This window comes from Phocaeicola sartorii JCM 17136 = DSM 21941 (assembly GCF_054653615.1).
This window is the reverse complement of sequence record NZ_BAAIFW010000006.1, coordinates 1,016,056-1,030,734: the sequence shown is the minus strand read 5'-3', so window position 1 is coordinate 1,030,734 and position 14,679 is coordinate 1,016,056. Positions and strand designations below refer to the sequence as shown.

7 protein-coding genes are annotated in these 14,679 nt (G+C 42.9%); 6 read left to right on the top strand and 1 reads right to left on the bottom strand.

The window, feature by feature from the left end; genetic code table 11:
- Positions 1 to 115: 115 nt before the first annotated feature.
- Complete coding sequence (locus tag ACYQ0C_RS21285; RefSeq protein ID WP_016274833.1) at positions 116 to 1,864, top strand: AAA family ATPase; 1,749 nt, start codon at positions 116 to 118, stop codon at positions 1,862 to 1,864.
- Between the two features lie 527 nt (positions 1,865 to 2,391).
- Here the strand turns inward: ACYQ0C_RS21285 and ACYQ0C_RS21280 are convergent.
- A complete protein-coding gene (locus ACYQ0C_RS21280) occupies positions 2,392 to 3,003 on the bottom strand; it encodes a master DNA invertase Mpi family serine-type recombinase (protein WP_016274834.1) in 612 nt (203 codons plus the stop codon).
- 378 nt (positions 3,004 to 3,381) lie between these two features.
- On the opposite strand from ACYQ0C_RS21280, the gene ACYQ0C_RS21275 reads away from it, so the two are divergent.
- The 5 genes from ACYQ0C_RS21275 to ACYQ0C_RS21255 all read left to right on the top strand — a co-directional run bounded on the left by ACYQ0C_RS21275 (position 3,382) and on the right by ACYQ0C_RS21255 (position 14,657).
- Positions 3,382 to 5,817 (top strand): glycoside hydrolase family 127 protein, encoded by a 2,436-nt coding sequence (locus tag ACYQ0C_RS21275; RefSeq protein WP_459976885.1) that lies wholly within the window; start codon positions 3,382 to 3,384, stop codon positions 5,815 to 5,817.
- 34 nt (positions 5,818 to 5,851) lie between these two features.
- Complete coding sequence (locus ACYQ0C_RS21270; protein WP_257464401.1) at positions 5,852 to 8,881, top strand: SusC/RagA family TonB-linked outer membrane protein; 3,030 nt, start codon at positions 5,852 to 5,854, stop codon at positions 8,879 to 8,881.
- A 20-nt stretch (positions 8,882 to 8,901) separates the two neighbouring features.
- Entirely contained in the window at positions 8,902 to 10,581 is a 1,680-nt protein-coding gene (locus ACYQ0C_RS21265; protein ID WP_016274830.1) for a RagB/SusD family nutrient uptake outer membrane protein, read from the top strand.
- A gap of 31 nt (positions 10,582 to 10,612) precedes the next feature.
- Positions 10,613 to 11,623: a DUF4859 domain-containing protein gene (locus ACYQ0C_RS21260; protein ID WP_016274829.1), complete on the top strand. Its 1,011-nt coding sequence runs from the start codon at positions 10,613 to 10,615 to the stop codon at positions 11,621 to 11,623.
- Between the two features lie 310 nt (positions 11,624 to 11,933).
- Positions 11,934 to 14,657, top strand: a complete 2,724-nt coding sequence (locus tag ACYQ0C_RS21255; RefSeq protein ID WP_016274828.1) for a retaining alpha-galactosidase — start codon at positions 11,934 to 11,936, stop codon at positions 14,655 to 14,657.
- Positions 14,658 to 14,679 lie beyond the last annotated feature (22 nt).

Genomic DNA, 14,679 nt, shown 5'->3' with positions numbered 1-14,679 from the left:
GATGTTAATATGAGTCACCCGGTATTGTTTTATCGTAAACGGATAAAACTACCCTTCAATTCTTTTGATTCCAAGTAATAATTCGTACTTTTGTATACACTCAAAAGTATGAAAGATGGAAAAGACAACCCGCCGTAAACGCATTCCATACGGAATGATGAACTTTATAGATGTCCGTGAAGATAATTGCTACTACGTAGATAAAACGCGCTTCATTCCTATGATTGAAGATGCCAACAAATACTTTTTCTATATCCGTCCCCGGCGATTTGGAAAGAGTCTGACGGTATCCATGCTTCATCATTATTATAACATACTGGATGCCGATAACTTCGAGAAATGGTATGGAGACCTTTACGTCGGACAACACCCCACTCCCGAACGCAATTCTTATCTTATTATCTATCTGAACTTCGCAGTGGTAAATGCCGAATTACACTCGTACCGCCAGTCGCTGGACGCACATTGCAATACCGAATTCAACTTCTTTTGTGATATCTATGCCCAATACCTCCCCCAAGGGATAAAGGAAGGGCTTAACGCCAAACGGGGTGCTGTGGAACAATTGGATTACTTGTACAAAGAATGTTATAAAGCCGGACAAAGCATTTATCTTTTTATTGATGAATACGACCATTTTACTAATAAGATTTTATCCGAACCCTCCTGCCTGGACGATTATAGAAGCGAGACACACGGTACCGGTTACCTGCGCAGTTTTTTCGATACCGTAAAGGCCGGAACGTACTCTGCTATCAAGCGTTGTTTTGTGACGGGAGTGAGTCCGGTAACCATGGATGACCTGACCAGCGGATTCAACATCGGCACCAATTACACGCTGAATCCACAATTCAATGAAATGACAGGATTCACAGAAAAGGATGTACGGGATATGCTGGAATACTACTCCACAACGTGCCCATTCAATCATTCGGTAGACGAGTTGATAGAACTGATGAAACCATGGTATGACAACTATTGTTTTGCAGAAGAATGTTACGGTCGCTCCTCCATGTACAACTCTAACATGGTACTCTATTTTATAGATAATTATGTACATAGTGGCGGCAATTTGCCAAGGTATATGATTGAAGAGAACATCCGCGTAGACTATAACAAACTGCGTATGCTCATCCGCAAGGATAAGGAATTTGCCCACGACGCTTCCGTCATCCAGACTTTATTACAGCAAGGATATGTCACCGGAGAACTGAAAACCGGATTCCCGGCAGAAAGCATATCCGATCCCAATAATTTTGTGAGTCTGCTTTTCTACTTCGGAATGCTGACCATCAGCGGAATGCATAAAGGAGAGACCAAATTCACCATCCCCAACCAGGTGGTACGTGAACAGCTCTTTGCCTACATTCTGGATACTTATCATGAAAACGACTTGACTTTCGACAGTTATGAAAAGAGGAAGCTTGCCTCAGGGCTGGCTTATGATGGCAAATGGAAACCTTACTTTGAATACATTGCCGGATGCCTGCACCGTTATGCCTCACAGCGGGACAAGCAGAAAGGTGAATATTTTGTTCATGGTTTCACTCTTGCCATGACCGCACAAAATCCTTTCTACCGTCCCGTATCCGAAAAAGACAGTCAGGAAGGATACGTCGACCTGTTTCTGCATCCGTTATTGGATATTTACAAAGACATGCGCCACTCCTACATCATTGAACTGAAATATGCCAAAGGAAAAGACAGTAACGAACGGATAGAACAGTTGAGGCGGCAAGCTGTTGAACAAGCTGAACGCTACGCTTCGAGCGAGTCTGTGCAGAAAGCGATAGGTTCTACCATGCTACATAAAATCATTGTTGTATACCGAGGCATGGAAATGGTTGTTTGCGAAGAATTGTAACCGATAAGAGGCAGAGTGAACGATTATATATCTCACATCAGTTCGTTGCTTCGTCTAGGTGAAGAGGCGATTTCACTTTAGTGAACAGCCATTTTCACTAGGGTGGAATAGTTGCTTCACTTAGGTGGAATATCAAAGGGAACGGAGTGAAGATACGATAGGAACAGATTCTTATTACATACGCAACAGGGTTCAATAGCCGAAACAAACAGTATCCTGTCCTGTCAGGTATGAACTATGATGCCCACGAGTAGCCGGGAGGCAGTGAGGGGCTGACTCTACATCCTGTCCGCTGGAATTCCCGAATGCGAGCATTCCCAAAAACGGATTTGTTTCCCCACCGACATACCAATTGAGGGGGATTTGAGAGACTTTTACACAGGAAATGATTAGTAATGTGCATGTTACTGTGACAGAGCGTTTTTGTGCTTTATGTATATCCTTATGCTAAAACCGAAATTTGAGTAAGAATAATCTATCAGAGGCTTTGTTTCTTCTTATTACGAATGACAGACGTATCACCTTTATCAGTTGGAATGAATCCCTGTCCCATTCCTACTCAGAAAAGCTGCCAATGTATTCCTGCTGACTTTCAATTTCCTCGCCATCTCCGCCTTACTGGTTCCCGCCTCCAGCATAGCCTTTATTTTTTCTTCTTTTCCCGTAAGCTTATATTTCGAGTTATGTCCTCCCATGGGACGCCCCAACTTTTGTCCAGAGGCGATTCTGCGTGCAAGTCCTTCACGGGTACGTTGGGAAATCAAGTCACGTTCTATTTGTGCGGAGAGGGAAAAAGCGAATGCCAATATTTGGGATTGTATATTATTTCCCAGCTCATATTTCTCTTTCACCGTAAGCAGGATGACATTTTTCAACATACATGCATTCAGTATACTCATCACTTCCATCAATCTCCTTCCCAAACGAGAGATCTCCGACACAATCAATGTATCCCCTTTCTTTATTCTTTTCAATAGTACGCCAAGCTTTCTGTCTTTGGCTGACCGTGTTCCTGAGACCGTTTCTTCCACCCACACATCAATCTGGAAATCCCTCTGTCTGGCAAAACGATTTATCTCGAATCGCTGGTTCTCTACAGTCTGTTTGTCAGTTGAAACCCGAATATACGCATATATCATAGCTGCATCATTAAGTTTTTTATTGAATAAGGAACGCCAATCTAACTTATATTATCAGAGAAGGAAAGTTTCACCGGATCTTATTGAGATTTTCTAAGAAGAATTAAGTATCTCCAACGATTCAAACTCAAAGACAGACAAATTTGCTTAATCTTTGTCTTTACAAGATAAAACAATTGTCCAATAGAATAAAACAATCGTCTACAACAATAATGCAACATTTTGATAATCAACAGCATTATATTAAAAAACAGATTGTTCATAGTTGAGACGATTTTCGTAATATAATAGATTTTTTTTCCATTCATTTAATGGTTTGTTCACTTACTTTGCATCTGTTGACATAGTTGATACTGAAATAAAAAACACAGATATAGTATGAAGAACAAATTGCAAATAGTATGGAGCAGCATTGCTATAATAAGTGTATGCGCATGTAGCACACCTTATACACAGCCCGACGCCCCCATCAAAGAAGTCCCTTTCACCCAAGTCCATCTGGATGACAACTTCTGGTCACCACGGATTGAAACCAACCGCACCGTTTCTATTCCGTCCGCTTTCAAAGAGTGTGAAAAGAATGGCCGGTTTGATAATTTCGCCATTGCCGGCGGACTGATGAAAGGCGAGCACCGCGGTGATTTCTCTTTCGATGATACCGACCCCTATAAAATAATAGAAGGAGCTTCCTACTCGCTGGCCGTAAAATATGACGGGAAACTGGATCATTATCTGGACAGCGTAATCCATATCATAGCTGCCGCACAGGAACCGGATGGTTATCTTACTACCTGTGTAACCAATCAATGTACCCGTTTATCCGGTTGGTGGGGCACGCACCGTTGGGAAAAAATCAACAGCCACGAACTTTATAACAGCGGTCATTTGTACGAAGCCGCCGTCGCTCATTATCGCGCCACCGGAAAGCGTACATTATTGGATGTAGCGATCAAAAATGCCGATTTGGTATGTCAAGTCTTCGGACCCGGCGAAGGGCAGATCCATCGTCCCAGCGGTCATCCTATCGCCGAGATGGCTCTTGTCAAACTGTATAAGGTGACAGGTGATGAGAAATACTTGCAGACAGCCAAATATTTTGTAGAGGAAACCGGCAGAGGCTCTGACGGACATAAACTGAGCGAATATAGCCAGGATCACCAACCCATTCTGCAACAAGACGAGATAGTAGGTCATGCCGTCCGTGCCGGGTACCTCTACTCCGGAGTGGCAGATGTAGCCGCTTTGACTCATGATACCGCCTATTTCAACGCTTTAACCCGTATTTGGGAAAATATGGCCGGCAAAAAACTCTTTATCACAGGTGGAATCGGTTCCCGCCCACAAGGTGAAGGATTCGGTCCCAACTATGAACTGAACAATCACACGGCCTATTGTGAGACCTGTGCCTCTATAGCTAACGTGTATTGGAATCATCGTATGTTTCTCGCTACGGGAGATGCCAAATATGCAGATGTGCTGGAACGTGCGTTGTATAACGGGGTCATTTCGGGCGTATCACTCAGTGGTGACAAGTTCTTCTATGACAACCCGTTGGAGTCTATGGGGCAGCATGAGCGCCAGCACTGGTTCGGATGTGCCTGCTGTCCGGGTAACATAACCCGTTTCATGGCTTCAGTACCTTATTATATGTACGCCACTCAAGGCAATGATGTGTATGTCAATCTCTATATCCAAAGCAAGGCGGATATTGAAACGGAAAGCAATAAAATAAATATGGAACAAACTACAGGCTATCCGTGGGACGGAAAGATAAGCATTGCCGTCACTCCCGAAAAAGAACAGGAATTTGCTTTGCGTGTGCGTATCCCCGGATGGGCGCAAGACGCTCCCGTGCCCACAGATCTCTATTCATTTACAAATAAAGCTCAGGCTTACAGTATTTCTGTGAACGGTTCTAAAGTCAATGCGAAGCAATATGACGGTTATGCCACCCTTGTACGCAACTGGAAAGCAGGTGATGTGGTTGAAATTGATCTTCCCATGGAAGTGCGCCGTGTGAAAGCAAATGAACAGGTAGAGGATGACCGTGGCAAACTGGCTATAGAACGGGGCCCAATCATGTTCTGTCTGGAGGGGAAAGACCAGGCCGATAGTACGGTATTCAACAAATTCATCCCCGACGGTACTCCGATGGAGGCTTCTTACGATGCCGGTTTGTTGAATGGCGTAATGGTGCTGAGCGGTACAGCTAAAGAAATTGACAGGAATGGTAAGGTGAAAGAGGTTCCCTTCAAAGCAATTCCTTATTCTACATGGAACAACCGCGGTGCCGACCAGATGGCCGTATGGATTCCCGAAGCGGCCGAGTATGCCCGTCCCACTCCGGAAGCTACTATTGCCAGCAAGGCACGTACTCTGATGATACAGGCTCCTATACAGAAAGATGCTCCCGAATCGGCTTCAGTGGAAACAGGAGCATGGGGAGTAAATGACCAATGGGAACCCAAACGCTCATCGGATATCTCGAAACCTTACCACTATTGGTGGCTGAAAAACGGTACTGTCGAAACACTGGCCTATGAATTCGACCAGCCTTATACCGTATCGAACGTACAAGTGTACTGGTTGGATTTTGACCATTATGACGGAGATTTCCGTGTGCCGGAAAGCTGGAAACTATATTATAAAGAAGGCGAAAGTTGGAAAGAGGTAGAGGCGTTGACCGAATATACTGTAAAAAAAGATTGCTATAATAGTTTGGATTTCAAACCTGTCAAAACAAAGGGGCTTAAAATTGCAGCACAATTGCAGAAAGGAGCTTCGGGAGGGGTGATTGAATGGAAAGTAAACTGAATGAACATATAAACCTTTTAAACAAAACTGTATGATGAAAACACGAGACAACCGGGCCTTGTTCAGCAAAGCATTGCTGAGGGCCGCAACCTGTCTTTTCCTTACTGCGGGTGCAGGGATGAGCCCTGTATTTGCACTGCCGGGAACAGCAGAGTCTATGAAAATGGAAATTACACAGCAAACTGTAACAGTAAGCGGTGTGGTGAAAGACAGGAAAGGAGAACCTATCATTGGTGCCAATATCATGGAAAAAGGAACGACCAACGGTACCATTACCGATTTTGACGGGAAATATACGCTGAAGGTGAAAAGTGCCCAATCCGTTTTGACAATATCTTATATTGGCTATAAGACCCAGGAAATTCCAGTCGGAAATGGTGGTAAGAAAGATATTACCCTGCAAGATGATTCCGAACTGATGGATGAAGTGGTTGTAATCGGTTATGGTACGCAGCGCAAGGGAGATGTAACCAGTGCGGTGGCTTCTGTGAAGGCAGAAGACTTTACGGCAGGTAAGATTGGAGATGCAGCCGAACTGATTAAAGGTAAAGTGGCGGGATTGACCATTGCGAAAGGTTCCGGTGATCCGAATGCGGAATCTACGATTCGTTTGCGTGGTGTGATTTCATTGCAGGGAGGCTCTACTCCATTGGTATTGGTGGACGGAATAGAAGGTGGTTTAGGAACGGTTTCCCCCGAAAACATAGCTTCTATTGATGTGTTGAAAGATGCTTCTGCGGCAGCTATTTATGGTACACGAGGTGCTAATGGCGTTATTTTGATTACTACAAAAAACGGCCAGCGTGAGTCGCGTACGGCTGCCAATTATTCTGAGTATATGTCTCTTTCTAAGTTTGGCAAGACACTTGATTTCTATGGAGCAGAGGAAATCCGTCAGGGATTGACAAACTATGCTGATAAAGGGTATGATACGGATTGGTTGGATGCGGTATCCCGTACTGCATTTACTCATAACCATAATTTTAATATTTCCGGAGGATCAAAAAATACCACTTATTCTGCGGATTTTACGTATCGCAAAGAGGAAGGTGTGTTGCTTGAGACCTATAATGAAGAGATGAGAATGAGGTTTGATGTTTCTCACTGGATGTTAAATGATATGTTGAAAGTGAATTTCAATATGGTAAAGACATTCCATAAGAATGGTCCGATTGATGCGGCAGGTCTGGGTATTTACCGACAGGCTATTATGCGTAACCCTACTGAACCCATCTGGAATGAGGATGGAACTTTTTACGAGAATTTTGCCGTAAATTATTATTATAATCCGGTAGGTATCATCCGTGAACAGGATGGTAAATACAATAGTGAGAATACCCGGATGACAGGGAATATCACCTTTGAACCGATTAAAAACTGGCAGACCAACCTCATGTTAAGCCGTAGGGTTACTAGTGATCATAATCGTGGGTATTATACTTCCGAATATTTTTCACAGAAGAGCGAGAATCACACAGGATATGCTTATCATTCTCAGAATGAATATACCACAGATAATCTGGAAGTTACTTCTAAATATAATCATACTTGGAATAAACATCGTTTTGATGCATTGGTGGGATATAATTACCAATATAATGTAAATGAAGGTTTTGGAGCTAATAACTATGATTATCCAACAGATTTTTATCTTTGGAATAACTTGGGATTAGGTACAGCTTTGAAAGATGGAAAAGCCGGCATGAGCAGTTACAAGAATGACAATACCTTGATTGGTTTCTTCGGACGTGTGAGCTATGGTTACGATAATAAATATAATGTTCTGATAAGTGTACGCCGTGAAGGTTCTTCCAAATTTGGTGAGAACAATAAATGGGCTACTTTCCCTTCTGTTTCTTTGGGATGGACTATCAGTAACGAAAAATTTATGGAAGGCCTTACTTGGCTGAATAACTTAAAGTTGCGTGCCGGTTATGGTGTGACAGGTGTCATTGTAGGTAACTCTTATAATTCATTAACCCGGTATGAGTATGGTTCTCCTTATTTCTATGATAATGGCGTCTGGCATCAGGGGTTAAGCGTAAAATCCAATCCTAATCCTGATTTGAAATGGGAAACCTCCAAGGAATTTAATATTGGTCTGGACTGGGCTGTATTGGATGAACGCCTGAGTGGTTCTATTGATGTATATCAGAAGAAGACTTCGGATATGCTGTATGATTTTACGGTACCGACTCCTCCCAATTTGTATAACAAGACTTTGGCTAATGCCGGCAAGATGCGTAACCAAGGTATTGAAATTGCTGTCAATGCCATTCCTGTACGGACAAAGGATTTTGAATGGAAAACCACAGTTACCGCCTCTCATAATGCGAACAAATTATTGAGTCTTTCAAATGACTTGTATGAGACTTCAAATCAGATAGATCATGCTTATTTGGGTGAACCTATCAGTCTTTCTACCCAGCGGATGGAAGTGGGAAGATCTATGGGACAATTTTATGGTATGAAATCCGTTGGTGTTTCAGAAAACGGACTTTGGATGGTTGAGAATACGAAGACTGGTGAGATTGAAGAGTTTACAGACAATATGCTGTCTAATGATGACTACCGTCAATATTTAGGGAATGCTCTTCCTAAATTGTATTTGGGATGGAACAACTCGTTCAGATATAAAAATTTTGATTTATCTTTCCAGATGACAGGCCAGTTTGGTTTTAAGATTCTGAACGAGCCTCGTGCTTATTATGAGAACAACTCGATCGCTTATAATCGCTTGAAATCTGTGCAAAAGGCTCCTTATGGTGGACAATATACCTTATCAACAGCCCAAAAACAGACTTTTGTAAGCTATTATTTGGAGGATGGTGATTTTTTGAAAATGACTAACATTACGTTGGGCTATAACATTCCATTGAGAAGCAGTAAGTTTGTGAAAAATATCCGGGCTTATGTTTCTGCCGATAATTTATTCTGCATTACCGGATATGATGGATTGGATCCTGAAATGTCAAATGGTGATATTTGGTCTTTGGGTATTGACTGGCGCGATAAATATCCTTCTACCCGTTCATTCACTTTCGGTCTGAATGTATCTTTCTAACTTTTAAATGAAGAACTAACATGAAAACAATATTCAATAAAGCACTTTGGGCTTCAGCGATAGGAGCTTGTACCTTGTCTTTGGGCAGTTGTACAGATTTGAGCGAAACGATTTATGATACGATTGCTTCCGAGAAGTATGAGTTTACAGAAAAAGACCGGGCGGCCATGTTTGCTCCGGTATACAGCAGTCTTCGTGATGTGTATTGGGGATGGTATAGTTATGCCGATATGATGGACCAGTCGTCCGATTCATGGTGTATTCCTTATCGGATCAGTATCGGCTGGGGGGATTTGTACGTGTCTATGCACAAACATCAGTTCCATTCACAGATAGCCCATTTCAATGATACATGGAACCGTAACTATGCCGGTATCAATGCCTGTAACAAACTGTTGGCAGATGAAGTCATTGCTGCTGATATAACCACTTCTTCGCAATTAAGGGCTTATCGCGCTCTTTATTATTATATTTTATTCGATTTGTTCCGCAACATCCCATTGGATACGCAATATGACCATGAAGACGGATGGTTGCCCGAACAGGCAACTCCCCAACAGATGTGGGATTTCCTGATCAGTGAGTTGACGGATGTAAAGGGGAAATGTGGAACAAAAGTAGAAATGGGTAAGCTGAACGACTATGCCATCAATATGCTTCTGGCAAAGATGTATTTGAACCACAATGCATGGTTCAATGATTACTCTGATAATTCTTATTACGGAAAGGCTATTGATGAGGTAAATGAAGTGATTAACAGTGGCAAGTTCTCTTTGGCTCCGAATTATTCGGATAATTTTAGAGAAGATATTTCCGGTTCGCCTGAAATTATCTTTGGTATTCCGTTTGAGTTTAAATACGCCGGAGGTAACTATATGGCAAATATGTGGATGCATGTAGCCGGACGTGCAACGTGGCAGTTTAACGGATGGGCTACCGGTGGAGCGGCTGTTCTTCCTCAATTTCTGGAAACATACGATGAAAAAGACAGTCGCTATAAAGACTGTTGGATATCAGGACAGCAATATGACTATGCCGGTGCTCCCATTTATGTGGACAGTGAACCGTTGGTATATACTCGGGAATTACACAGTATAGACAACCCCGGTTGCTATCCCTTTGAAAGTGAACGCTTGGTGAAATATGAAATACTTTCAGGCGACTATGGAACTTCTTATGATGATGTGCCTTTCTTCCGTTTGGCTGATGCTTATTTTATTAAAGCGGAGTGCTTGCTTCGTTTGGGTGGTTATAAGGGAGAAAGCGAGCAAGTGGCGGCCGATTTGGTAACAGCTGTACGCCAACGTGCCTTCAAGTCCGATCCCGGTAAAGCAACGGTTACTGTAGCTCAATTGAAGGGTGGTAGCCGTTATAACTACGGACATCGGGAGAATCAGGGAATCATGGGAGAAGCCGATAACTGGATTATCACGGAAGAAGGGGGCGATGATATTGAACTGGGTGGTTTGTTGGACGAACTGGCCTGGGAGTTTGTGGCAGAGCATCACCGTCGTCAGGACTTGATCCGTTTCCGTATAAACGGAACCAATCAGAATGTATATAATGGCAAGTCATGGTTTTGCAAAGATGCAAAGACGGATCAGACAGACAGGCATTGTGATATTTTTCCGTTACCTAAGTCTGCCTTGGATGGCAACATTAAGTTGAAACAGAATCCGGGATATGGCAGTGCCGAATAAGGAAATTCATTAATTTAAAAAGAATAGTACGATGAAAAAGAATTTTATATATGCTTTAATTGCTTGTTTCACTCTGTCACTGGCTGCATGCAGTACGGATCCGGAGGATGCTACCAGCAAGCATGTGTACGGGGAGAATGAAAATCCCTATCTGAAGACGAATGCGGATGCTGTGGTTTCTACCAAAGCAGAGTTTCCCATCAGCCGTTTGGAAGCGAAGACGGTTAAACTGACTGATTATGCAGAAAAGTTTCATACGTATTTGGGAATGACGGTAGATGAGACGTTGGCTGCATTGTCTAATGGGAGTGTGGTGTTTTATCCTATCAATATATCGAAAAACTGTTGGAATAGAACAGTTCCTACCAAGGGTACCAACGGTTGGTACTATAATACGGCAGGCGGTGTTTGTGATGCAGCTTCTGGTATAGCTAGTATTGAGTTGGATGCAACAAAGAAGGAGCTGGTTCTTAATGTGCTCGAAACCGCTTCTGTAGGTACAATTATGTCGATTAATGTCGGATTTGCTATAAACAATGGTGCCGACTTTGATGATTATATTCGTTTTTCTTTTGATGTAACTGTTACTGACCCCTCTAAAATTGTAATAAGTGGTACATTGGCAGCAGGAGATTATGCGGGATTTTCAATCAACTTTGCAGATTATGCCGATGCTATAGAACCATGTATCGGATTATCCGTAGACGAATTTTCAAAACAAGTAAAGAGCAGCGGAGATGCTAGAGGTGACTCTTCCATAACTCCTACAATTGCTATGTACCCCGTTAAGGAAGACGGGACTTGGGATGAAACTAGCGAGTATACAGCCAATGGTCTTGGTTATTGGTTTGACGGAAAATCGAATGTTTCATCGTATGGAGATAATTGTGTCTACTTTATTGAATCTGGTGAAGGAAGTGTTTTTGTGGGACGTTATGTTAATATTGCCTCAGGAACAATTATAAAGGCGCATTTTGTATATGCGATGATAGAGGATCACAGCCGATATGTTGAATTTATTGTTTCGGGAACAATGGAATAATATACTTGGTAAACAATGGAATCTGTTCTTTATTGGAACAGGTTCCATTAATAGTATTAAGTCAGGAGGACTTTGGATAATATGGTACCGGATATTTAGGGTAAACACTGAAAATAGGTATTCCTATTCGCTCTTCCACCCAATAAAAAAATAGTCTAAACCAATGGAAGAATAGTACAACCGCCTAACTGTCAAATCCATAAAATGAGATTTATTGGACGATTCTGCCATTACATTATATTATATCTTCCCTTTCTTGTAATTTTTTTATTTTACTTTGCAAGTGAACAACGTATACAACCGATAGATTATGAAAAACAACAAGAAACTCTGTTTTGCAATTTTATCTTTGCTTTTATTGATTGGAAATGTTTCACTTGCAGCCAAGGAAAAGAAATATGTACTCTCTTCACCCGATGGTACATTGAAAGTGGAAATCAGCACCGGAAACGAACTGGCCTACCAAGTGATGCATGGCAATGACACAATTCTCTCACACTCTAATATAGCTTTGGTTCTGGAAGACGGAACTATAGTAGGTAAAACTCCCCGTATCACAGGGGAAAGAAGGAAAAAGATAAAGGATAACATAGAATCACCCTTTTACCGTTTCAAGGAGTTCGTTGCAACCGGCAACGAACTCGACTTGAAGCTGAAAGGCGGGTTCGGAATCATCTTCCGTGCATACAATGAGGGAGTCGCCTATCGATTCTATACCACACAATCTTCGGATATCATAATAAAGGATGAACAGGCCGAATTCAATTTTAATAAAGATTATATGGCTTATCTTCCTTATACCACTAATGATAAAAAACCGATGGCAATGGCCTTTCAGAATGTCTATGACATCACTCCTCTGTCAAAAGCACAGCCTAAACTGGCTTTTCTTCCGGTTACCGTGGATTGCGGCAGCGTAAAACTGACCCTGTTGGAGTCAGATTTGGAAGCTTATCCGGGTATGTTTGTGCAGTCACAGCAGGGAAAGTATGGATTGAAAGGGGTGTTTGCTCCTTATCCGGCTAAAACAGACTTTTATCCGTGGCGGAAGCAGGAATATGTAACTGAAACTACTGATTTTATATCCCGTAGTTGTGGCTCCCGTTCCTATCCGTGGCGTGTGTTGGCCATTACGGAGAAGGATACGGATATGCCGGTCAACAACCTGGTCTATGCCCTGGCTTCTCCCAACCGCATCGGTGATACCTCATGGATAAAGACAGGGAAAGTGGCATGGGACTGGTGGAATGACTGGAATCTGAAAGGAGTGCCGTTTAAAGCCGGCATCAACATGGATACGTATAAATATTATATCGATTTCGCCAGCCGGAACGGATTGGAGTTTATTGTGTTGGATGAAGGATGGTATGCCCCGAAAAGTGGGGATATGCTGACCGTTATTCCCGAACTTGATTTGCCGGAGCTGATAGCATACGGCAAATCCAAAGGGGTGGAAATAGTGCTTTGGACGGTGTTTAATGTACTCGACAGCCAATTGGAAGCAGCTTGTAAGAAATATGCGGATATGGGAATCAAAGGTTTTAAGGTGGATTTCCTGGATCGTGATGATCAGACTGCCGTCGAAATGGTGTATCGCATCGCTGAGATGACGGCCCGATATAAATTAACCCTTGATCTGCACGGCATTTACAAACCGACAGGTATCAACCGTACCTACCCCCATATTATCAATTTTGAAAGCGTGTTCGGCATGGAAGAGGTGAAATGGACGGATATAAAGAATAATATGCCTCTTTATGATGTTACTTTCCCCTATATCCGTATGATGGCGGGACCGGTGGATTATACGCCGGGAGCTATGCGCAATGCCACGAAGGCGGATTGGCGCGCCATGTATTACACGCCGGCCAGCATGGGAACCCGGTGTCATCAGCTGGCTGCCTATATTGTACACGATTCTCCTTTTACTATGTTGTGTGATGCGCCTACCAACTATCTGAATGAGCAGGAATGTGTGGATTTCATGGCTTCTCTGCCTGTGGAGGTGGATTCTACTTTTATTGCTTCGGGCGAGTTGGGAAAATATATTGTAACAGTGCGTAAGAAGGATGTGAACTGGTATATCGGCGGTATGACCAATTGGGATGAACGTGATGTGCAACTCGACTTCTCTTTCCTTCCCGAAGGAATGTCTTATACGGCTGTTTTGTTTAAAGACGGTGTGAATGCCAATAAGCAGGCCGAGGACTATCGCAAGGAAACCATCCGCATAAATAAAGACAGCCGGTTGACTTTGCATCTGGCATCGGGAGGCGGATTCGCCATGAAGTTGGAGCTTTGTCCTGTTCATGGACAGATTACCGGTATTCCTGAAGGGAAAAATATTCCTTCTTTCTATCAGAAATACATAGAAACAGAAGGTCTGTATGTCACCTCTTCCGGAAAGGTGAGCGATGAGGCCTTATTGAAAGCCTGTGATATCATCAGTTTGATGTTGGCAAAACGTCCGGATGTGAAGGCGCACATGGTGAAGAAAGGTTGTCACGTCATGGTTATCGGTAAAGATGAGGAAACTTGCGATTTGCCGGAGTTTGCCCATATCTGCAATTGTGAGGACAGCATTAAATATTGGAACTGGCGTGCCCGTGGTTTTGGCGGAGCACCGGAGGATGAATTTTCATCCAGTTGCGGAGAAGAGAATCTGCTGGCATTGCCGCAGGATAAATATGCAGGTGAGAATATCCTGATTCATGAGTTCGCTCACCTTATTCATACGGTAGGTATAGTGGGGGTGGAGCCGGGCTTTAATGAGCGTTTGGAGGCACTTCGTCAGCATGCCATCCGGAAAGGGCTGTGGGAAAAGACGTATGCGGTGAGCAATAAAGAGGAATACTTTGCCGAGTGCGTACAGTCTTTCTTTAACTGTAACCGCTATGCCGAACCTGCAAACGGAGTTCACAACTGGGTGAACCGCCGCACGAAACTGAAGACGTATGATCCGGATATGTACCGGTTGTTGCAGGAATATTTTTATGAGATAGAAATTCCCATTCATAATGTGGTGCATGAATAAGCGCCGCAGGGACAAATAGAAT

Excerpts from the sequence above, each read along its gene's own strand:
- ACYQ0C_RS21270 (WP_257464401.1), top strand. The coding sequence starts at position 5,852 with ATGAAAACACGAGACAACCGGGCCTTGTTCAGCAAAGCATTGCTGAGG.
- ACYQ0C_RS21280 (WP_016274834.1), bottom strand. The coding sequence starts at position 3,003 with ATGATATATGCGTATATTCGGGTTTCAACTGACAAACAGACTGTAGAG.
- ACYQ0C_RS21265 (WP_016274830.1), top strand. The coding sequence starts at position 8,902 with ATGAAAACAATATTCAATAAAGCACTTTGGGCTTCAGCGATAGGAGCT.
- ACYQ0C_RS21260 (WP_016274829.1), top strand. The coding sequence starts at position 10,613 with ATGAAAAAGAATTTTATATATGCTTTAATTGCTTGTTTCACTCTGTCA.
- ACYQ0C_RS21285 (WP_016274833.1), top strand. The coding sequence starts at position 116 with ATGGAAAAGACAACCCGCCGTAAACGCATTCCATACGGAATGATGAAC.
- ACYQ0C_RS21275 (WP_459976885.1), top strand. The coding sequence starts at position 3,382 with ATGAAGAACAAATTGCAAATAGTATGGAGCAGCATTGCTATAATAAGT.
- ACYQ0C_RS21255 (WP_016274828.1), top strand. The coding sequence starts at position 11,934 with ATGAAAAACAACAAGAAACTCTGTTTTGCAATTTTATCTTTGCTTTTA.